Raw genomic sequence first — 20,494 nt, 5'->3', positions numbered from 1 at the left:
ATCAGTGTCGGGCGTTCAGAAGGCGCGCCGCTTCGTCAATGGTAATATCAGTCGCCAATAGCCGTCCAAAGCGTGATGGTCCAGCCCCGTCTTGCGGAAACCGCTCTTGCGCATAAAGATCGTAGCGACCCGCCGCGCACGCCAGAAGCGTGTGCGGTAAAGGTGCAAGAGCGGCGCATGATTTGGCGCATCCCGTGATGTGAACGGATGATTTTCCCGCAGTCAAATGCGTTGCCAGCCTTTTACCGTCCGTCTGTGTGTCGGCGAGTGCGGAGACGCAGCCATTTGATCCCGAACAGGCACGAAGCCGCGCATGTGGGGCTTCGGCTGTTGTTTCGAGGTCAAGCAAACGAAATTTCTCGGATACTTCACGAATCTGGGTTTCGTCTACATAAGGCAGGATAACACCCTGCCACGGCGTAAGGCGCAGTTCACGCTTTCCGCTTTCGGTGAGGTCTGCCAGACCTGCGAGTTGCTGCGGTGTCAGCCGTCCTACGAGCGGCATGGCGCCAACATAAAATGAACCGTCAGATTGCAGGCTGTTGCCGAGATGCGAGAATGGCACCGGTGCCTTGCGCTTCCAGCTAGTTGCCGAATGGATGGGAAATGACAACTCCCGGTCCAGTTCCGCCAGAAACTTTGATGGAGGGGTGGCCTCGAATAGATGCTTCATCCGTCCAAAACTGCCTTGGCGTAAAAAATGGTGGAGCAACGCTTCGATGAAGGGCAGGGCGTGTTGCGCATCTAAAGCCCCCAGCGCTTCCCTGTCTGGAGACGAAGCAAGGCCAAAAGCAAAAGTCTTGCCGTCTATTGCCGAAAGCCAGATGTCGCCGGGATGAGAAATCATCGCGCAGTCTTCGCCACCGTCGATCTGCAACGAGAACTTCGGCGACAGGGCATAGAAAGCCTCATTGACCTGCAGCATGTCCAGCACAGACGATGCCAGTCCGGTGACGTCGCATATCTGGCCCCGGTCAATGCCAGCCGTGGGGCTGACCATCACATTGCGAATATCATCCGCGCCGGGATTGTCGGCGCCAAGGCCAGCCGCCTGAAGTGCCGCGACGGCATCGTTCCAATGTCTGGGCGCAATACCGCGCAACTGGATATTGGAGCGAATCGACAGCTCTATCGCGCCCGCATCGAAACGTTCTGCTATTGCTGCAATTGAACGCGTCTGATCGGCAGAAAGGCGACCGAGCCTCAGTTTGATACGGGCAATAGCCCCATCCCTGGCCATAACCATACGCGAAAGACCGGGGCAGGCGTTGCGCCTGTCGGGTTGGGCTTGCCGCGACTGAGTGATTTGTTGGCTCGACATTTGAGCCTTATACGCCTTGCCGCTTGCACTTGCTACTGCCCCGCCATACGAACAAAGAAAAGGAGCAACGCTAATGAGCTGCTGGCTGACAGTTATCGGTATTGGCGAGGATGGACTGACGGGCCTTGGAAAAAACGCCCGCGACGCGCTCATCAATGCTGCCGTCATTTTCGGCGGCAAGCGGCATCTGGATTTTGTGAGTGACGAGATCACAGCCGAGCGTGTGACTTGGCCGTCTCCATTCGACAAAGCTTTCGCGATGATTGAGGCATATCAAGGCCAACGGGTCGTTGTGCTCGCGAGCAGCGATCCGATGTTCTTCGGTATGGGCGCATCCTTGTCCCGGCATTTTTCTCCCGAAGAACTTCAGATTATTCCCTTTCCATCATCGTTTTCTCTAGCTGCAAGTCGGATGATTTGGCCTTTACAGGACGTCCGCACAGTGAGCGTCCATGGGCGTCCGTTTGAATTGCTGGTACCGCATCTTCTGCCGGGAGAGAGAATTCTCGTGCTTAGCAATGATGGCACAACGCCCGCAAAAGCTGCAGCACTTCTTAAGGCCAAAGGCTTTGGCCACAGTGGTCTGACGGTGCTTGAGCATCTTGGCGGGTCAAAGGAAAAGCTTATCAGCGGCAGTGCTGACGACTGGCCGTACGAAAACTGTGCTGATCTTAATGTGCTGGCAATCGAATGTGTCGCTGCGCCGGAAGCGAACGTGTTTTCTCCCGTCGCCGGTCTGCCCGATGAAGCTTTTGAGAATGATGGCCAACTGACCAAGCGCGATGTGCGTGCTGTTACTCTGTCGCGATTGCAGCCATTGCCGCGGCAACTGCTCTGGGATGTCGGTGCCGGTTGTGGATCGATCAGCATTGAATGGATGCGCGTTCATCCTTCATGTCGCGCGATTGCCATCGAAGCGGACGAACAGCGGCAGGGGATGATCGAGCGAAATCGTGCGGCATTGGGTGTCCCCGGATTGCAGCTGGTTAGGGGGGAAGCACCGTTCGCGCAGGAAGGGCTGGAGGCGCCGGATGCGATTTTCATCGGCGGCGGCGTAACGGATGAAGGCGTGCTGCAAGCCTGCTGGAACGCCCTGAAACCGGGCGGCAGGCTTGTCGCAAATGCCGTTACCCTGCAAAGCGAGATGCTGCTTTTCAACTGGCGTGAGACGTTCGGCGGAGAATTGACGCGCCTTGGCGTCGCGCAAGCTGGCGCGCTCGGTTCTTTCGATGTCTGGCGGCAGGCGCTGCCCGTCACAATTTATTGCGGGTTGAAAGCTAAAAGATGACTTGAACAGTCATGTTATATTCGGGTAAGGCTGGGAAAATTATTTCCCAAAGGAGGACGGGGCATGTCCGAACTCAATGCCAATACCCGCTTTGCACTCACGAACGCCGGTCATGTGGTCAATCAGCTTCTCGATCATTTTGTCGAACATGCCGATGTGCATCGTCAGGGCAGTACGGCCAAGCTGGTATTGAGCTTCGGTAAGGCCGATGTGCATTGGGATGATGAAACGGTTAGCGTCGACGTCACGAGCGAAGACGAAACCGGTCTTGCCTATATGAAGTATTCCATCGCCGAACATGTGCTGGAATTTCTCGACAAGGGCAGCGCCAAGCCGAAGATTATCTGGGAAGGTGATGGGGCCGCTGGGCTGCCGTTGCCCTATTTCCGCGAAATGCAGGTCGTCGCAGTGTCGAATGTGACGCCGCATATGCGTCGTATTCGTCTGAAGGGCGAAAACCTGTTCCGCTTCTCGCAGTTGGGTCTTCATATCCGCCTGCTGTTTCCACCGGAAGGTCTTGCCAAGCCGCAATGGCCGACAACTGGCGAAGATGGCCGTCCGGTCTGGCCGGATGGCGAAGCCAAGCTTGCCACGCGTGTCTACACGATCCGCAACATCGATCCCGTAGCCGGATGGGTGGATATTGATATGGTCGTTCATGGCGACGATTGCGATGCGCCGGGTTCGGGCTGGGCTGTCAGCGCCAAGCCGGGTGATATTGTCGGGATGACCGGTCCGGGTGGCGGTGATGCAGGCGATGCGAAGTGGTATCTGCTGGCGGGCGATGAAACCGCGCTGCCCGCCATCGGGCGCATTTTGGAGCGATTGCCGGAAGGCACCAAGGCGGTTGTGCGCGTCGAGATCGGCAGTGCTTCAGAAAAGCAGGAACTTATCTCGCGAGCTGATGTCGATCTGCAGTGGCTGAACCGCGATGGTGCGGAAGCCGGAACGACGACATTGCTGCAGGATGCGGTGCGTGCGGTCGAACTACCGGAAGACGAGGAAGACATTTACGTCTGGGCCGGTTGCGAGTTCAACGCATTCCGGTCGATCCGCACCTATATGCGCAAGGAACGTAATGTTGCGAAGGATCGCCAGCTTATAGTCGCCTATTGGCGGCGCGGGCAGGATGGCGACACACCGCGCAAGGCATCCGACGATTGATGCAATGAAAAAGGGGACCGGAAGGTCCCCTCTGTTTTTTCGCATGTCTTTATCCCAAAACTGGTTACCACTTCTGGGAGACAAGCTTTTGCATTACCTGCGGAAGCCTTCGCTGGCCCGCATCAGGTTCTTCGTATAGTCGGCATGGATATTGCCGCTGACAAGATCGTCCGCCTGCAACTGCTCGACGACCTCCCCATTGCGCATGACGGCAAGCCGGTCGCACATATGGGTCACAACGCCAAGATCGTGGCTGACCATGACGAAGGTCAGGTTGCGGTCGCGCCGAACCTGTTCGAGCAGGTTCAACACTTCCGCCTGAACCGATGCGTCGAGCGCTGAGGTCGGTTCGTCAAGCAGCAATATGCTGGGCTCAACGATCAAAGCGCGAGCAATGGCAATACGCTGGCGCTGGCCGCCTGAAAGCTGGTGCGGATAGCGAAAGCGGAAGCCGGAACCGAGACCGACTTCGTCCAACGCTCTTACGATGCGCTGTTCCGTGTCGCCGACGCCGTGGATGGCAAGCGGTTCCAGTAACAGCCGATCCACCGTCTGCCGGGGATGCAGCGAGCCGTAAGGGTCCTGAAACACCATCTGGACATTGCGATAGAATGCTTTGTCGCGCGGTGTCTTCAGCAATTGCCCGTCGATGCGGATTTCGCCGTCTTCAACAGGCGCCAGTCCGGCTACGGCGCGCAGCAGGGTCGACTTGCCGGAACCGGATTCCCCCACAAGGCCGTAGGATTCGCCGCGGGCCACATCGATGCTGACCGATTTCAGTGCATGGAAATGATCGAAATAGACGTCGATATTGTCGACGCTCAGTGCAGATGCCGTGCTCATAGCTTCCATGCCTCCTGACGCTGCAAGGTTGGCAGGGGATGGCGATCGGCTCCGATCTTCGGCATGCAGTTCAGCAATCCTTGCGTATAGGGATGTTTCGCATTGGCGAGGTCCTTCGCCGCAATTTCCTCCACGATCTTGCCCGCATACATCACGATGACGCGGTCGCAAAAGGAAGAAACGAGGCGCAAGTCGTGGCTGACAAAGATCAGCCCCATGCCGCGCTCGGCAACCAGCTTGTCCAGAATGCCGAGCACTTCGAGCTGAACCGTCACGTCGAGGGCCGAAGTCGGCTCGTCGGCGATCAGCATTTCCGGCTCGGCCACCAGCATCATAGCGATCATGACGCGCTGGCCCATACCGCCCGAAACTTCGTGCGGATAGAGCTTCATCACGCGTTCTGCATCGCGAATCTGCACGGCTTCGAGCATGGCGACGGAACGCTTGCGGATCTCATCGCCGCTGAACTTGCCGTGGGCTTTCAGCGTTTCGGCGATCTGCTTGCCGATGGTCATGACAGGGTTGAGCGAATATTTCGGGTCCTGCAACACCATGGCGATGCGGCCGCCGCGCAAGGCGCGGCGTTCACGCGCCGAGGCGTTCAGAAGATCGATGCCGTCAAACTCGAGTTTCCTGGCGGTGATCTGCGCATGGAGCGGCGTGAGACCCATGATGGCGCGCCCGGTTTGCGATTTACCAGAACCGGATTCGCCAACAATACCGAGACGCTCGCGGCCAAGCTCAAAGCTAACACCGCGCACGGCCTCGATTGCGCCCGTGCGCGTCGGGAAGGTGACGCGCAGGTCTTCAACAGTCAGAAGAGGCTTCATTGGTTGTTACCCCGCGGATCGAGCGCATCGCGCAGGCCATCGCCCAGCAGATTGAAGCCGAGGCTGACGATCAGGATCGCGATACCTGGCATAGCGGCAACCCACCACTGGTCGAGAATGAAGCGGCGACCGGAAGCGATCATCGCACCCCATTCAGGCAGTGGCGGCTGTGCGCCGAGGCCGAGGAAGCCAAGGCCCGCTGCCGTCAGGATGATACCTGCCATGTCGAGCGTCACACGCACGATCAGCGAAGATGTGCAGAGCGGCATGATATGACGCACGACGATGCGGATCGGCGAAGCGCCCATCAGGCGAACGGCGGAGATATAATCCGAGTTGCGCACAGTTAGCGTTTCTGCACGCGCAATACGCGCATAGGGTGGCCATGAGGTGATCGCGATGGCGATGATGGCATTTTCGATGCCGGGTCCAAGAGCGGCAACGAAGGCCAGCGCGAGAATGAGCTTCGGGAAGGCAAGGAAGATATCGGTGATGCGCATCAGCACGGCATCGACCCAGCCACCGGCATAACCGGCCACAGTGCCAACCAGAAGGCCGATCGGTGCGGCGATGATGGCAACCAGAAGCACCACATAGAGGGTGAGGCGGGAGCCATAGATCAGACGCGAAAGAATATCGCGACCCTGATCATCGGTGCCGAGCAGGTAGCCGGGTGTTCCCGGCGGCAGAAGACGTGCATTGGCGAGATCACCAACAACCGGCGAATGCGGCGCAAGCACATCGGCCAGCGCTGCAACGACGAGCAGTCCAATGATGATTAGCAGGCCAAGGACGGCGAGCTTGTTGGCAGTGAAACGCCGCCAGACCATATAGGCGCGGCCGAGACGGGCTTGCGTGCGCGATTGTGGCCGCTCGGTAAGCAGCCATTCGCGCCATGAGAGGTTGGAAGTATCTGTCATTTGGCTCATCGTACGCGCGTCCTTGGATCGAGAACCCGATAGAGAAGATCGGACACGAGGTTGAGCGCGATAAAGACCGACCCGATGACGATAGTGCCACCGAGAACGGCATTCATATCAGCGTTTTGCAGTGAATTGGTGATGTAGAGTCCGAGACCGGGCCAGGAGAAGATGGTTTCGGTCAGAACCGACCCTTCCAGAAGCCCGGCATAGGAAAGCGCAATCACGGTCACGAGCGGGACAGCGGCATTGCGCAGCGCATGGCCCCAGATGATGCGGGTTTCCGAAATGCCCTTGGCGCGCGCAGCGACGATATATTCCTGTTCCAGCTCATTGAGCATGAAGGAACGGGTCATGCGGCTGATGTAGGCCAAGGAGAAGTAGCCGAGCAAAGCCGATGGCAGGATAAGGTGGGAGATAATATCCTTGAGGGCTGGCCAGTCGCGCTGGAGAATCGCATCGATCAGGTAGAAACCGGTGATCGGTGTGAATGTATACTCAAATGTGATGTCGATACGTCCGGGGCCGGAAGTCCAGCCGAGCCGCGCATAGAAGATCAGGAGCGCGAGCATGCCGAGCCAGAAGATCGGCACCGAATAGCCGACGAGGCCGATCACACGCACAATCTGGTCGACAAGGCTGCCGCGCTTCACAGCGGCGAGAACGCCGAGCGGAATACCGAACAATGCGCCAATGATCGTGCCGACAGTGGCGAGCTCCATTGTAGCGGGGAAGACGCGTCGGATGTCGGTCATGACCGGATTGGTCGTGAGCACAGAAGTGCCGAAATCGCCTTGCAGAACGCCTTTCACGTAAAGATAGAACTGCTGGTAATAGGGCAGGTTGAAGCCCATTTCTTCCCGCACGCGCGCCACGACATGCGCGGGAGCGCGGTCGCCGACGATGGCAAGCACGGGGTCGATCGGCACTACACGGCCGATAAAGAATGTGACGGCCAGAAGGCCCAGATAGGTCGTGACGACGATAACCAGAAAACTGGCTAACGACGCGGCAAGGACCGTTGAACGCCGCGGCGCTCGCCTTACCTTCTTGGTGGTTACAGTGTTACTCAATGTTTTGACCGCTTCCGACAATGAGAACATTTCAGAACATGTGCCGGTCTGAAGCCTCAGTCATCTTTGCTTGAAAAGCTCTAGAACGGTTTTGATGGGCCGTTCCATTTCCTGTTGTGAGGCATTTCTGGACGCGAGACAGGTTCGCTGGAAATGCTCTGGAGCGGCTTTCCTTTTTGATTCAGAAAACCGCTCCATCTTCTTGTTTTTAGGCCGATTCAGCGCATGAAAAGCTTTCATGCGCTGAATCGGAGTGACTATTCCTTGCTGACGTTCGCCAGGAAGTTGGAGTCGAATGTCGGGCCGAGCTTGTAGCCCTTCACGTTGCCGCCAATGCCGGCAACTTCAACCTGCTGGAACAGCATGACGAACGGGCTCTGGTCGAGAGCTTCCTGCTGAAGCTTCTTGTACTGTTCGGCACGCTTGTCGTTGTCGCGTTCCAGAAGAGCTGCCTGCGTCTGCTTGGTCAGCTCTGGAATGTCCCAGGCGTTGCGCCATGCAAGCGTCTTGGTCGATGCATCGTCACTGTTATCCGGGTTGCTGGTGAAAGCTTCGGCGTTGGAATTCGGATCCCAATAGTCCATGCCCCACTGGCCGATATACATATCGTGGTTACGGGCACGATACTTTGTCAGCGTCTGCTTGCCGTCGCCGGGGATGATTTCGATCTTCACGCCAGCCTGAGCAGCGGTCTGCTGGAAGGATTCGGCAATGCCGGTGACCGGCTGGCCGTTACGGACGTCGAACGTGACCGAGAGACCGTCCTTCAGACCCGCCTTGGCGAGAAGTTCCTTCGCCTTCGCAACATCAAGCTTGTACGGAGCAGCATCGAGAGAACCAAGAACGCCCTTTGCCTGATAGGTCTGGCGGATTTCACCAATACCCTTGATGAGGGTCGAGCCGATTGCATCATAATCGACCAGATATTTGAACGCTTCGCGAACTTCCGGCTTGGCCAGGTTCTCGTTCTTCTGGTTGAGGCTGATGTAATAGACCGTGCCCTTGGCAGCGCTGGCCGTGGTCAGCTTGTCGTTCTTCAGAACGGCCTCATAGTCGCCCGGCTCCAGATTGCGAGCCACATCGACGTCGCCGGATTCAAGCATCAGGCGCTGCGTCGCGCTTTCCTTGACGTGACGATAGAAGACGCGCTTGAGCTTGGCCTTTTCGCCATAGAAATTGTCGTTGCGCTCCAGAATGACGACTTCATTGGCGCGCCATTCGCGGATCGTGAACGGTCCCGAGCCTGCCGACTTTGTCTTCAGCCATGCATTGGCATAGTCGGTGTCGTATTTGTAGTCGTCGGTCGGCGTAACCTTCTCGGCATGCTCTTCGAGAAGCTTCTTGTCGACCACTGCTGCGACGGTCGCGGTCAGGCAGTTCAGCACGAAGCTTGGCGCATATGGCTTGTCGACGGTGAAGACGAAGGTATTGTCGTCTACGGCTTTCGCCTTTTCGTTGACGTTATCCTTGGTCAGACCGAACTGGGTCAGGATGAAGGCCGGGCTCTTGTCGAGGCGCACAGCACGTTCAAAGGAATAAGCCACATCGGCAGAAGTGATCGGGTTGCCAGAAGCGAACTTGATGTCCTTCTTCAGCTTGAACGTATAGGTGAGGCCGTCGTCGGACACGGTCCAGCTTTCGGCAACACCCGGCACGACTTTAGACGTGTCGTTGATGTCGAGACGAACGAGCATGTCATAGGCATTACCGATGAATTCGGCCGGGCTCAGTTCGAAGGATTCTGCCGGGTCCAGCGTGATGGTGTCATCGATGGCCCATGCCTGAACCAGAGTGTCGGCAGGCGTGGCCGACCAGGCTGGGTTTGCAGCCAGTACGGCAGCAAGCGCTGCACCGGCAGCCAGAATACGAAAACGTCCGAAATGCATCATGTTTGAGTTCCCTTTCTGTATTTTTGTTGGGATTTTATTGGATTGTATCTGTATGTCAGGCTTCGTGCCATGCCTGTTTCAGGACCCTGATCCAGTTGTCCCGGCAAAGCTTCGCCAGTTCCTCATCGTTGTATCCGGCCTTTTGCAAGGCCATCACAAGGTTCTGGGTTCCGGCGGCATCGCCGATTTCAGCTGGAATTGTTGCGCCGTCGTAGTCCGAGCCAAGGGCCACGCAGTCGATGCCCATGCGTTCAACCATGTAATCCACATGGCGAACCACATCGGAAAGCGGCGTGTTGGCGTCTTCCTTGCCATCGGCGCGCAGCATCGTCGTGGCGTAGTTCAGTCCGGCAAGACCCTTGCTCTCGCGGATCGCATCAAGCTGACGGTCGGTCAGGTTGCGGGCGACAGGGGTGAGGGCGTGTGCGTTGGAATGGCTGGCGACCAGCGGCTGATCGCTCAGTTTGGCCACATCCCAGAAACCTTTTTCGGTGATATGCGCCAGGTCGATCAGAATGCCCTTGGTGTTGCACGCTTTGACCAGGCGCTTGCCCGCATCGGTCAGGCCGGGGCCAGTATCGGGGCTCATCGGATAGGCAAACGGAACGCCGTGGGCGAAAACATTGTTTCGGCTCCAGACCGGGCCAAGTGAACGTAAACCGGCAGCATAAAAAACTTCAAGCGCTGCCAGCTCTTCATCGATGGCTTCGCAGCCTTCCATATGGAGCACGGCGGCGAATGTGTCGCTGTTCAGCGTTTCGTCGAGTTCACGACCGTTGCGGCAGAGCTTCCAGCCGCCTGCAGCTTCCAGCCTCAGCGCAATGGCTGCGATTTCGAGAGCGATGTCGAGGGAGGGACTGCGTTCCAGCGGCGATGAAGGCGACGTTTCGTAGTGGCCGTTAGCATCGGGCTTGCCCAGTTCGATATGCTCGCCCGAAGGTATGTAGATGGCGCATATGCCACCGGCGAGGCCGCCTTTGCGCGAACGGGGCAGGTCAATATGGCCGATATCCGTCCCGTCGATAAATTCCTTGATCGGGTCCTGGCCCTTACGGGCATTTTCCCAAAGCCGCAGAAGGACATCGTTATGTCCGTCAAAAACGCGCTGCATTCTTTCATTCCTGACTGCATGGCCTGCGACAGCAGAGCCACATATCCAAGTGTTCAGGCGCGAGGAGACAACACGGCAAGGTAAGATAACCTCCCGATATGGTGGTTGAGCTTTTCGCTCTTATTGTTCCCCGCACTTCCACTACCAATTTATAATCGGTTAGTGCCTGTCGGAGTCAAGCCATCGAATGACGTAGTCAGACTGCGAAATGAAGATAAATTTATGCAAAACGAAAGGGCTGCGCTATGAAACGCAGCCCTTTGTGCAAATGCAGAATTGCTTGATGCGAAAACAGAATGAAGTCTCGCATCGGATCGCGAGGTCTAGAACTTGTAGTTCAGACCGGCCTTGATCGAATGGTTCTTCAGATTGTTACGCTGTTCAACGCCGTTGACGCGGGACTTTACGTCATTGAAGCGCTGGAAATCATACTCGGCCTTGACGGAAAGCGGGCCGGTCAGTGCCTGTTCGACACCGGCACCGATCATTGCGCCGCCTTCCCAGCCCGGAGCCGAGGTGGTGTTATCCTTGGCTTTGAAGCGGGTCACACCGTAACCGGCGGTGCCGTAAACGAGCGTCTTGTCAAAAGCGTAGCCTACCTTGCCCTTGGCATTGCCGTTCCATGACTGCTGAAGGCTGCCACCGTTGCCGATGCGATGTTCCGCTTCGGCGAAGTTGCCCTCAAGTTCTGCGCCAAACACGACATTACCGCTCTGCATGTTCTTGCCGACGACGACGCCGCCCAGAGCGCCAGTACGGTTGGTGAAGGGGCCAGGGACCTTGGACGACGAAGCGCCGATTTGTGCGCCGATATAATTGCCGGACCAGTCATGCGGGCCGCTGGCAACCGGATCGTTATAGGAATAGTCCGTTGCTCCCATCATATCGGCAGCGAAAGCCGAGCCTGCAAAAGCAACGATTGCGGCGCCAAGCGCCACTGCGGTGATAGAACGCTTCAACATTTTTTACTCCGATTTTCCCGTCCGGAAACGCTGGCGGGAAACATGCCTGAATTCATTATTGCCATCGAAAGGCCGTGCCTTCGAACTGGCTTTCGTCTCACCTCTGATTGTGTCCAAATTTAAGAAAATTCGAGCGATTTCCATGCATTGCGCAACCATTCTTCGCGCTATGCTTAACAAACCGTAACAATAGAATTTTCAAAGAGTAGCTAGATCAATCCCAACCCGCGGAAACTGGCATGGCCGTGCTTTCCGACAATGACATGGTCATGCACGGTAATGTTGAGCGCCTTGGCGGCATTGACGAGCTGTTTGGTCATGTCAATATCGGCGCGTGATGGTGTCGGGTCGCCGGAAGGATGGTTGTGGACCAGAATAATGGCGGTGGCGGAGAGCTCCAGGGCCCGTTTGACGACCTCTCGCGGATAGACTGGTGTGTGGTCCACCGTACCTGTCTGCTGAACTTCATCGGCAATCAACTTGTTCTTCTTGTCGAGGAAGAGAATGCGGAACTGCTCGCGGGTCTCGTAGGCCATGGCAGTGGTGCAGTATTCGATCACCTTGTTCCATGAACCAAGCACTTCGCGTTCCATGACCGTACTGCGCGCGCTTCGCTTGGCGACGGCTTCCACGAGCTTAAGTTCATGCGCGACGGTGGGACCCGCGCCGGGAACTTCAGCGATCAGTTTTTCGGGGGCGGCCAACACTTCGGCAATCGAGCCGAACCGCATCAGCAGAGCCTTGGCGAGCGGCTTGGTGTCGGCGCGGCGAATGGCGCGAAACAACAGCATTTCAAGCAGTTCATAATCTGCCAGCGCATCAGGTGCATCCCTGAAACGCTGTTTGAGACGATCACGATGCCCGGCATAATGCGGCGTGTCGATCTTTGGTGTTAATTGCAGCGTGTCGCTGAAGCCGGGCAACTCGTTGCTACCCGACTCATTCCTGTGCTTTGCCATCCTGTTTAAACCCCCGCAAAAACAGACCAGACAATTAACGAGGCGATATCCCTTCGCCGTTATCTCATAGAAGGCGGGCCGAAGACATTGGCCGGGGACAGCGTGAATATCTCGCAGCCGTCCTTCGTAACACCTACCGTATGCTCATATTGTGCCGTCAGCGAGCGGTCTCTGGTAACCGCAGTCCAGCCGTCTGCAAGAACCTTTACATGCGGCTTGCCGAGATTGATCATCGGCTCGATCGTGAAGATCATGCCTTCCTTGATCTCGACGCCTTCATTCGGCGTGCCGTAATGGAGGATATTCGGCGCGTCATGGAACAATTGTCCCACACCGTGGCCGCAGAAATCGCGTACGACGGAGCAGCGCTCGCCTTCGGCATAAGTCTGGATCGCAGCGCCGATAGCCCCGGTCTTTACACCGGGTTTGACGGCCGCAATCCCGCGCAGAAGGCTTTCATAGGTGACTTCAAGCAGCCGCTCGGAAGCGCGCTTGATTTCGCCTACCGCATACATGCGGCTTGAATCGCCATGCCAGCCATCGAGGAGATAAGTCACGTCGATATTGACGATATCGCCCTCGCGCAGCGGCTTATCGTTCGGAATGCCATGGCAGACGACGTGATTGATCGACGTGCAGGTCGATTTCGTATAGCCGCGATAGTTCAGCGTTGCCGGAAACGCGCCGTGATCCATGCCGAACTCGAAAACGAAACGGTCGATTTCGTTGGTGGTCACACCCGGCTTGACGATATCGTTGAGTGCGTCGAGACAGCGTGCCGTCAGATTGCAAACCGTGCGCATACCCTCGAAAGCCTCGGAGCCATAGAGCCTGATCTGGCCCGTATATTTCATGGGTGCACTTGTCGCTTCGATATAGGTTACCATCACTCGATCCGTCTTGGTCTACTCAATTGGCACCACTTCAGTGGCGTCAATGCTTTTATCCGTTATTTGGCACCGAACGGCCCAAGCCTCAACCCCGTTTGCGCGCGCACGTTCAAAAGCGCGTGCGTAAGTGGGATCAAGATCGCCGGAAATGCTGAATCTGCTGCAATCGTTTCGCTGGATAATAAACAGCATCACGCCCCGATGACCAGCGGCAACCACGTCGACCAGTTCATCAAGATGTTTTGCGCCTCGCGCCGTCACCGTATCGGGGAATTCCGCCAGTCCGAGCGTTCGGATAAAGTGGACATTCTTGACCTCGACATAGGCTCGCGGGCGCGGACCGTCATCCAGCAACAGGTCGATGCGCGAATTCCTGCCATATTTCTGCTCACGCTTGAGGCTGACATATCCTGCGAGGTCCGGAATGAGGCTCTTGAGAATTACTTCTTCGGCGATCCGGTTCGGCAAGCCGGTGTTTACGCCGACCAGCGTGTTATCCGCTTCGACGATCTGTAGTGTATGGGCGTATTTGCGGTGAGGGGCATCCGAAACACTCAGCCAGACGCGGGAACCCGGAGCGGTCAATCCGAGCATAGAGCCGGTGTTGGGCACGGATGCAGTGATGAAGCGCCCATCGTCAAGCGTGACGTCGGCAAGAAATCTTTTATAGCGGCGTTCCAGCCTGCCGGTAACCAAAGGTGTTTGAAAAATCATGCGCCGATTTAGAGCGGTTCGGCGATTGTGCGAAAGGCTTTTCTGTTAGCCTCGCGAAAATAGTCGGTAAACGAGAGTGGTTGGCCTAGAATAGCGCTTTGATGACGTCGGCCCAGCTCATATCCGCACCAAGGACCATTGCCGCCGCAACGAGACCGGCGCCGAGAAAGGTGAGGGTGGTTCTAGTTTCGCTTGTCATTATTCTTCCCCATCAAATCAGTCGTTCAAAGCTGGGAAGAATTTCGCGGGAGAATTTGCCCGGATTGTGATGCGATAATGGCTATTCCGGGCAATTTGCGGGCTTTTTACAGATAGGGTAAACGCACCCGCTTTTGTTACTGTTTTACCCAGTTGAAGACGAGTTCCTCGCGAAAAGCGAAGCGGACGACATGGCTTGCCACGACCTCTTCGAGGCGATCGAGATTTTCTTCCGAGGTTTCAACAGTGATGGTCAGTTTTTCCGCGTCGGCATCAAGAATCACGAGACGGCCTTCGCCGAGATCGATTGTGCCGTGCTCCGGTGTGAATTCTACCGCGAATTTGTGCGCCCAATGTTTGCAGAGCTGCTGAAGGTAGCGGCTGGCATGGGCGGTGGGAACGATTGCTGTTGCTTTCGACATTATGCTGTCCTTCCGAAAAGGTTGCAGCCCGGCGCCTAACAGTATCCTGGCAATTCGGCCAGTAATATTTGCATCAAATCTGATGGAAAAGAAAACCAGCAATGGTACGCCCAAGGGGAATCGAACCCCTGTCTGCGCCGTGAAAGGGCGCTGTCCTAACCGCTAGACGATGGGCGCCTGCTGGTGTGGGGCGCTTATAGTCAGGAAATTTCTGACATGCAAGCCCCTTTTTTCACCTGTCTGTGAATAAGTTCAGACAGCATAAATTAGTGCTCTTAAGGTGCTAACAGATTGAATTGTAAGGGAAAAGAAAAAACCAGCAATGGTACGCCCAAGGGGAATCGAACCCCTGTCTGCGCCGTGAAAGGGCGCTGTCCTAACCGCTAGACGATGGGCGCCTGCTGGTGTGAGTGGGCTTATATTCAGGAAGGTTCTGACTCGCAAGCCCCAAAAAACACTTTTCTGAAAAAAATCGAATGTACTGCAATAATGGGGAAAACTTCGGCAGGCGGGTTCCTTATTTCCTTGAATATAAAGGCAAAAGAAAAAGCCGGATCATGCGATCCGGCTTTTGTGTATCCATGATACGCCTCTTTTTTTAGCCCTTGCAGCGCCAGTTCCAATCGCGTTCCGGTCCCACATCGACGTGAACCGATGTCGTATGGCAATAGGTGCCGACGCCGCCACGCCCGGACATGGAGCGGGCAAAACGGGCGACTTCCCACTTGGAAACGCCGTCGATCTGAATATCTGCGGCTGCACAGATCATATGGAGTGATTTGCGGGCGCCGTTGACCTTGCGATTGTAGGACGGGCTGCGATAGCCGGAAGTTACCATTACAGGACGGCGGAAATGCCGTTCCATGGTTTTCAGCATGGAAACGAGCTGCGGCTTGAGGCAGGCAACATCCACAGTCTGTCTCTGGACCTTCAAGCCATTGGGCGCGAGTCGGGCGAGGCCCGGAGCCGAAGCAAGCGTTACGTTTGCGAATTCATCGTCTTCGTTCGCGTCAATATCACTATCGTCATAAAGGCTGTTGCGATGTTTGATTTCCACACCGCCATTGGGGCGCACGCCGGGCAGTGAATAATTATAGTCGTGCTTCGCGGATGGAGAAACGGGCTTTGCGACGGCAAGCTTCTTGTTCTCGGTTCGGTCAGAGCGCGTGCCGGTCGATTCGTCGGAGAAAAGCCGGGCTATGCTGCCTTGCGAGGCCGTTGGGCGTTGCGGCGAGGCGTAAGCGCTCTTCGTTGACCCGAACAATGAAGCAACCTGAACAGGCTTTTCAGCTTCGGCAGGTTTTGCCGCTGCGGTCTGCTCTGGTTCTGCCGCTTCGGCGGGCTTTTCTTCCTTTGCCGGTTCCGGCTGTTTTTTGGCGGTTTCGGCCGGAGCGGTTGCCGCTGGTTGTTCTGCTGCTTGCGCAGGTGCTGGTTCAGCACTCTTGCTGCCACCAAACATGCCGAAAAGCGATGAACTCTTCGGCTGCTGCGGGGCAAGGGCTGCGACCTGTGTTGGTTGCTGTTCAGCGGCTGCCGCAGTTTCGGTCGGTTTTGCCTGCTCTTTATTATTGGCTTTTGTCGCGTCGGCTACAGTCGCGGGCTTTGTTTCGCCCGGCTTGGCTTCCGTCTTCTTCTCTTCCGTCGAAGGGGCCGTTGTTGCCTCTGCGGCGGCTGTCTGATCAGCAGCACTTTGCAATGTATCAGCAATCACGGAACCGTCGGAGGCGGAAGTCATCTGGAGCGGCTTACCGTCTAGACCTGTACCGGTCGACGTGCAGGAGGTGACAAGAAGCGCAAGCAAAGCCACGCTACCTGAAAGAAACCTGCCGGTGGTCCGGTGTGTAGAATGCTCAAAGTTCAACAGTCTGCTCCAGCTCGATTTCCCTGACCAGTTTGGCGACCCGAATTCATTCGAGCCTACCTGGTTTCGGGAGATCGGCTCTCCCGTGCGAGGCTGACATCATCCCTGATGGCTATCGTCCCCACAGCTCCCGACTGTTTGTGCCGGGAAAGAAATTCAGAAATATCAGCGTCTTATGATAGTCACTTCAGAGTTATGACTGTCATTTCGCTGTATTGGGCAAATCACCTGATTGGCAATTGGTTACCAATTTTTAAGTTTTTTAATCGCCGAGCGCAACTATTGATGCGCATTTAGCGTTAAAAGACTTCGCGTTCAGTGCGGGATATTCGCTAATAACGAAATATTACTTTATGTAACTGTTGGTTACACTGGCTGTTCGTGTTTGTCAGGCGGGATAGTCTGAGAGGGGCGATTGGCCTTCACCACAGGGTGAATTTCCGATTTACATCACTCACTTGTTGACAGGACGCCTCGACTTGGTGCTATCCCTTGGCAATTGCTTTATCCTTGTCTGGTGCTGTGGCCAACAGCACCTTATGCGGCATTAACCGGGAACAGAAACATGACCAAGCGTACGCGGCAGATCGCCAATCTTTTGCTGGCAGCAACAGCGGCGGCGATGCTCACGGCATGCGCGGGCGGAAAAGAGTTTCAGGGTACCCCGCAGGAAGGTGCTTCCCGGACCGGTGTTTTCCCCACATTCGGCCATATGCCGAAGGCTGCGACCACGCAGATCACTGCAGAAGAAAAGCAGCAGCTTACGACCAAACTTGATGCCGACCGCACGCGTCTGGCGGCATCAAGAGGCGCCGGCGCAGGCTTCACGCCCGCCGAAGCTGCGAGCCTTCGTCAGCAGGCTCAACAGGAAACGGACGCTACTCTGAAACAGATCGAAAGCGGGGAAGAGTAAATCCTCTCTTCCCTGGTTTTTGGCGCGCATCTTATCCGAAAACCGTTTCATACTTTTCGGGATGTGCTCTAAAGACGAAATCCGCGTTCTTTGACGCGGCAACACGTCTCGACCCGATTCGAGAACAGGTGTATAGCTCCATTGCGGCGCATACGCGCCATTACGTTCAACCCTCCACTGGAACAGGATCATGTCGGAAGAATTCCATAAAGTCCGTCGTCTGCCCCCTTATGTCTTTGAACAGGTCAACCGTCTGAAGGCATCGGCGCGAGCGGCGGGGGCCGACATCATCGATCTTGGTATGGGCAATCCCGATCTCCCGACCCCGCAGAATATCGTGGACAAGCTCTGCGAGGCCGTGCAGGACCCGCGCGCCCATCGTTATTCCTCATCCAAGGGAATACCGGGACTTCGTCGTGCGCAGGCGCAATATTATGCACGCCGCTTCGGGGTGAAGCTCAATCCCGATACGCAGGTCGTCGCCACGCTTGGTTCCAAGGAAGGCTTCGCCAATATGGCGCAGGCCATCACCGCACCGGGCGATGTGGTTCTGTGCCCGGACCCAACCTATCCGATTCACTCCTTTGGCTTCATCATGTCGGGCGGTGTGATCCGTTCGATTCAGGCCAAGCCGGATGACAGTTTCATTCCGGCTCTGGAACGCGGCGTGAAGCATTCGATCCCGAAGCCGATCGCGCTGATCCTGAACTTTCCGTCCAACCCGACAGCCTATGTGGCAACGCTTGATTTCTACAAGGATGTCGTCGCATTTGCCCGCAAGCATGACATCGTCATCCTTTCGGATCTCGCCTATTCGGAAATCTACTTCGACGGCAATCCGCCGCCATCGGTGCTGGAAGTACCGGGCGCCATGGATGTGGCGGTGGAGTTCACCTCGATGTCGAAGACGTTTTCCATGCCGGGCTGGCGTATGGGCTTTGCGGTCGGCAATGAACGCCTGATCGCAGCCCTGACACGCGTGAAATCCTATCTGGATTATGGCGCGTTCACGCCGATTCAAGTTGCCGCGACGGCAGCACTGAATGGCGATGGAAGCGACATTTCCTATGTCCGCAATGTCTATAAGCAGCGCCGCGACGTGCTGGTTGAAAGCTTTGGCCGCGCGGGTTGGGATGTTCCGCCGCCAGCCGCAACCATGTTTGCCTGGGTTCCGATCCCGGAGCGCTTCCGTCCGTTGGGGTCGCTCGAATTCTCCAAGTTGCTGGTGGAGCAGGCCGATGTGGCTGTTGCACCGGGCATCGGTTTTGGCGAACACGGCGATGATTATGTGCGTATCGCGCTGGTCGAGAACGAACATCGCATTCGTCAGGCTGCGCGCAACATCAAGCGGTTCCTCTCTGCCAAGGGCGAGAACCTGCAGAATGTGATTCCGCTCGAAGGTCGTCGCGGATAATATTTTCAAGATGGCCACGGGCGGTATCATGCAGCCCGTGGCTTCCCACCCGATTAAGCACTCCATACAGAAGGTCGATATAATGAGTGATGCATTACGGATCGGCGTTGCCGGCCTCGGCACCGTTGGTGCTTCGGTGTTGCGTATCCTGCGTGACAAGTCCGAAATGCTCACGCGCCAGTGTGGCAAGCCTGTAACGGTTACGGCGGTCAGCGCCCGCGACCGCACACGGGACCGTGGTATTGATCTTTCCGGTATTACCTGGTTCGACGATCCGGTCGAACTGGCCAAATCTGCCGATATCGACGTTTTCGTTGAGTTGATCGGCGGCGAGGACGGTCCGGCCAAGGCTTCCGTTGAAGCGGCTCTGCGCGCCGGTCGCCATGTCGTCACGGCCAACAAGGCCCTGCTTGCGCGCCATGGCGTTGCCCTTGCGAAGATCGCTGAGGACAAAGGCGTTCTGCTCAATTTCGAAGCGGCTGTTGCGGGCGGTATTCCGGTTATCAAGGCAATGCGTGAATCGCTGACCGGCAATACCGTTTCTCGCGTCTACGGCATCATGAACGGCACCTGCAACTACATCCTGACCCGGATGTGGGAAGAAGGCATTTCGTTCGAGGACTGTCTCAAGGATGCCCAGCGTCTGGGCTATGCCGAAGCTGATCCGACTTTCGATATCGAAGGAAACGATACGGCGCACAAGCTGGCGCTCCTGACCAGCCTTGCCTTCGGCACGCAGATTGCAGCCGATGACATCTATCTCGAAGGCATAAGCAATATTTCGCTGGCCGATATTCGCGCTGCCGATGAACTCGGCTACCGCATCAAGCTTCTGGGCGTCGCGCAGAAGACCGATACGGGCATTGAACAGCGCGTGCATCCGACCATGGTTCCGACCTCGTCGGTCATCGCGCAGGTTCATGGCGTGACCAATGCCGTGGCAATCGAAACCGACCTTCTGGGTGAACTTCTGCTTTCCGGTCCCGGTGCGGGTGGCAATGCGACGGCATCTGCCGTAATTGGCGATGTCGCGGATATTGCCAAGAGCCGTCCCGGCTTCCAGCACGGTCCGGTGTTCGGTACGCCCGCCAAGGCATTGCAGCCTTACAAACGCGCCAAGATGCGCAAGCATGCAGGTGGTTACTTCATCCGCCTGACGGTTCTTGACCGCATCGGTGCCTTTGCGGCCATTGCCAAGCGCATGGCAGAAAACGACATTTCGCTGGAATCGATTGTCCAGCGTCCGCCAATGAATGGTGCGGCCAAGGAAGACATCAAGACGGTCATTCTCGTCACGCATGAGACGACCGAATCTGCCGTCAAGAAGGCGCTGGAAGCAATCCTGAAAGATGACCATCTGGTCGACAAACCGCAGATGATCCGCATCGAACGAGCCGGGTGAGCCTAAAAGCGACCTCTCTTGCGGGTTCGATTTACCTTTGTTATGAAAGCCGGGTCGGGATTTGGCCCGGCTTTATTCGTTTCAAGAGAGAAAACAGGAAAAGGAGGGCTGTACGATGTATGTGACGCGTCATGATCATCACCGTCAGCACGGCCCCGATTTTGCCCTGCATAAGTAACTTGTGCAGGGCGGAAAAAGACTAGAACCACTGTCTTATTCTGCCTTTTCCTGAAGGCGCGTTCGTTGAACCGCTGCCGGACATTCGCCAGCACATCTATCCGTGTCACGGTTTGGAAACCGGGCATTCGTGCGTGGCAGAA

Annotated in this window: 18 protein-coding genes and 2 tRNA genes; 5 read left to right on the top strand and 15 right to left on the bottom strand. The window is 56.4% G+C overall.

The genetic code is table 11. From position 1 onward, the window contains the following. Position 1 precedes the first annotated feature (1 nt). The gene (gene cobG / locus MKS82_RS14785; protein ID WP_109988471.1) at positions 2-1,321 is read right to left on the bottom strand and encodes a precorrin-3B synthase; all 1,320 of its coding nucleotides are present in this window, start codon (positions 1,319-1,321) and stop codon (positions 2-4) included. Between the two features lie 73 nt (positions 1,322-1,394). Here cobG and cbiE point away from each other — a divergent pair, with 73 nt between their 5' ends. Together cbiE and MKS82_RS14775 are read left to right on the top strand one after the other, a co-directional pair. Continuing rightward, on the top strand, positions 1,395-2,609 hold the full coding sequence (cbiE, locus tag MKS82_RS14780; protein WP_109988470.1) for a precorrin-6y C5,15-methyltransferase (decarboxylating) subunit CbiE: 1,215 nt from the start codon (positions 1,395-1,397) through the stop codon (positions 2,607-2,609). 63 nt (positions 2,610-2,672) lie between these two features. Continuing rightward, on the top strand, positions 2,673-3,773 hold the full coding sequence (locus MKS82_RS14775; RefSeq protein WP_109988469.1) for a siderophore-interacting protein: 1,101 nt from the start codon (positions 2,673-2,675) through the stop codon (positions 3,771-3,773). Positions 3,774-3,866: 93 nt separating this feature from the next. On the opposite strand, the gene MKS82_RS14770 is transcribed toward MKS82_RS14775, so the two are convergent. From MKS82_RS14770 to MKS82_RS14705, 14 genes are all read right to left on the bottom strand, one after another. Beyond that, positions 3,867-4,616 (bottom strand): ABC transporter ATP-binding protein, encoded by a 750-nt coding sequence (locus MKS82_RS14770; protein WP_109988468.1) that lies wholly within the window; start codon positions 4,614-4,616, stop codon positions 3,867-3,869. Then, positions 4,613-5,446 (bottom strand): ABC transporter ATP-binding protein, encoded by an 834-nt coding sequence (locus tag MKS82_RS14765; protein WP_109988467.1) that lies wholly within the window; start codon positions 5,444-5,446, stop codon positions 4,613-4,615. Before MKS82_RS14765 ends, MKS82_RS14770 begins: the two co-directional genes overlap by 4 nt. Further along, on the bottom strand, positions 5,443-6,375 hold the full coding sequence (locus tag MKS82_RS14760; protein WP_061346124.1) for an ABC transporter permease: 933 nt from the start codon (positions 6,373-6,375) through the stop codon (positions 5,443-5,445). The genes MKS82_RS14765 and MKS82_RS14760 overlap by 4 nt, the downstream gene beginning before the upstream one ends. After that, a complete protein-coding gene (locus tag MKS82_RS14755) occupies positions 6,372-7,469 on the bottom strand; it encodes an ABC transporter permease (RefSeq protein WP_445558078.1) in 1,098 nt (365 codons plus the stop codon). Before MKS82_RS14755 ends, MKS82_RS14760 begins: the two co-directional genes overlap by 4 nt. 227 nt (positions 7,470-7,696) lie before the next feature. Then, positions 7,697-9,328, bottom strand: a complete 1,632-nt coding sequence (locus MKS82_RS14750) for an ABC transporter substrate-binding protein (protein WP_109988465.1) — start codon at positions 9,326-9,328, stop codon at positions 7,697-7,699. A gap of 55 nt (positions 9,329-9,383) precedes the next feature. Continuing rightward, a complete protein-coding gene (locus tag MKS82_RS14745) occupies positions 9,384-10,439 on the bottom strand; it encodes a dipeptidase (protein ID WP_109988464.1) in 1,056 nt (351 codons plus the stop codon). A 323-nt stretch (positions 10,440-10,762) separates the two neighbouring features. Beyond that, complete coding sequence (locus MKS82_RS14740; protein ID WP_109988463.1) at positions 10,763-11,401, bottom strand: outer membrane protein; 639 nt, start codon at positions 11,399-11,401, stop codon at positions 10,763-10,765. Positions 11,402-11,610: 209 nt separating this feature from the next. Further along, the gene (radC, locus tag MKS82_RS14735; protein ID WP_109988462.1) at positions 11,611-12,360 is read right to left on the bottom strand and encodes a RadC family protein; all 750 of its coding nucleotides are present in this window, start codon (positions 12,358-12,360) and stop codon (positions 11,611-11,613) included. A gap of 59 nt (positions 12,361-12,419) precedes the next feature. After that, positions 12,420-13,247, bottom strand: a complete 828-nt coding sequence (gene map / locus MKS82_RS14730) for a type I methionyl aminopeptidase (RefSeq protein WP_109988461.1) — start codon at positions 13,245-13,247, stop codon at positions 12,420-12,422. An 18-nt stretch (positions 13,248-13,265) separates the two neighbouring features. After that, positions 13,266-13,964, bottom strand: coding sequence for a DNA/RNA nuclease SfsA (sfsA, locus tag MKS82_RS14725; protein WP_109988460.1), 699 nt, complete (start codon positions 13,962-13,964; stop codon positions 13,266-13,268). A gap of 335 nt (positions 13,965-14,299) precedes the next feature. Beyond that, positions 14,300-14,584, bottom strand: coding sequence for a DUF2218 domain-containing protein (locus MKS82_RS14720; RefSeq protein WP_109988459.1), 285 nt, complete (start codon positions 14,582-14,584; stop codon positions 14,300-14,302). Positions 14,585-14,686: 102 nt separating this feature from the next. After that, a tRNA-Glu gene (locus MKS82_RS14715) sits at positions 14,687-14,761 on the bottom strand. A 146-nt stretch (positions 14,762-14,907) separates the two neighbouring features. Next, positions 14,908-14,982, bottom strand: a tRNA-Glu gene (locus MKS82_RS14710). 200 nt (positions 14,983-15,182) lie between these two features. After that, the gene (locus MKS82_RS14705; protein ID WP_109988458.1) at positions 15,183-16,445 is read right to left on the bottom strand and encodes a YcbK family protein; all 1,263 of its coding nucleotides are present in this window, start codon (positions 16,443-16,445) and stop codon (positions 15,183-15,185) included. 565 nt (positions 16,446-17,010) lie between these two features. Here MKS82_RS14705 and MKS82_RS14700 point away from each other — a divergent pair. The 3 genes from MKS82_RS14700 to MKS82_RS14690 all read left to right on the top strand — a co-directional run bounded on the left by MKS82_RS14700 (position 17,011) and on the right by MKS82_RS14690 (position 20,174). Then, positions 17,011-17,358: a hypothetical protein gene (locus MKS82_RS14700; protein ID WP_109988457.1), complete on the top strand. Its 348-nt coding sequence runs from the start codon at positions 17,011-17,013 to the stop codon at positions 17,356-17,358. A 190-nt stretch (positions 17,359-17,548) separates the two neighbouring features. Further along, positions 17,549-18,772, top strand: a complete 1,224-nt coding sequence (locus MKS82_RS14695) for an LL-diaminopimelate aminotransferase (RefSeq protein ID WP_109988456.1) — start codon at positions 17,549-17,551, stop codon at positions 18,770-18,772. Positions 18,773-18,854: 82 nt separating this feature from the next. Beyond that, positions 18,855-20,174 (top strand): homoserine dehydrogenase, encoded by a 1,320-nt coding sequence (locus tag MKS82_RS14690; protein ID WP_109988525.1) that lies wholly within the window; start codon positions 18,855-18,857, stop codon positions 20,172-20,174. Positions 20,175-20,494 lie beyond the last annotated feature (320 nt).

This window comes from Ochrobactrum sp. A-1 (assembly GCF_022488005.1).
GTDB lineage: Bacteria > Pseudomonadota > Alphaproteobacteria > Rhizobiales > Rhizobiaceae > Brucella.
Note: the sequence above shows the minus strand (reverse complement) of the source record. Positions and strands in the feature narration are given on the sequence as shown.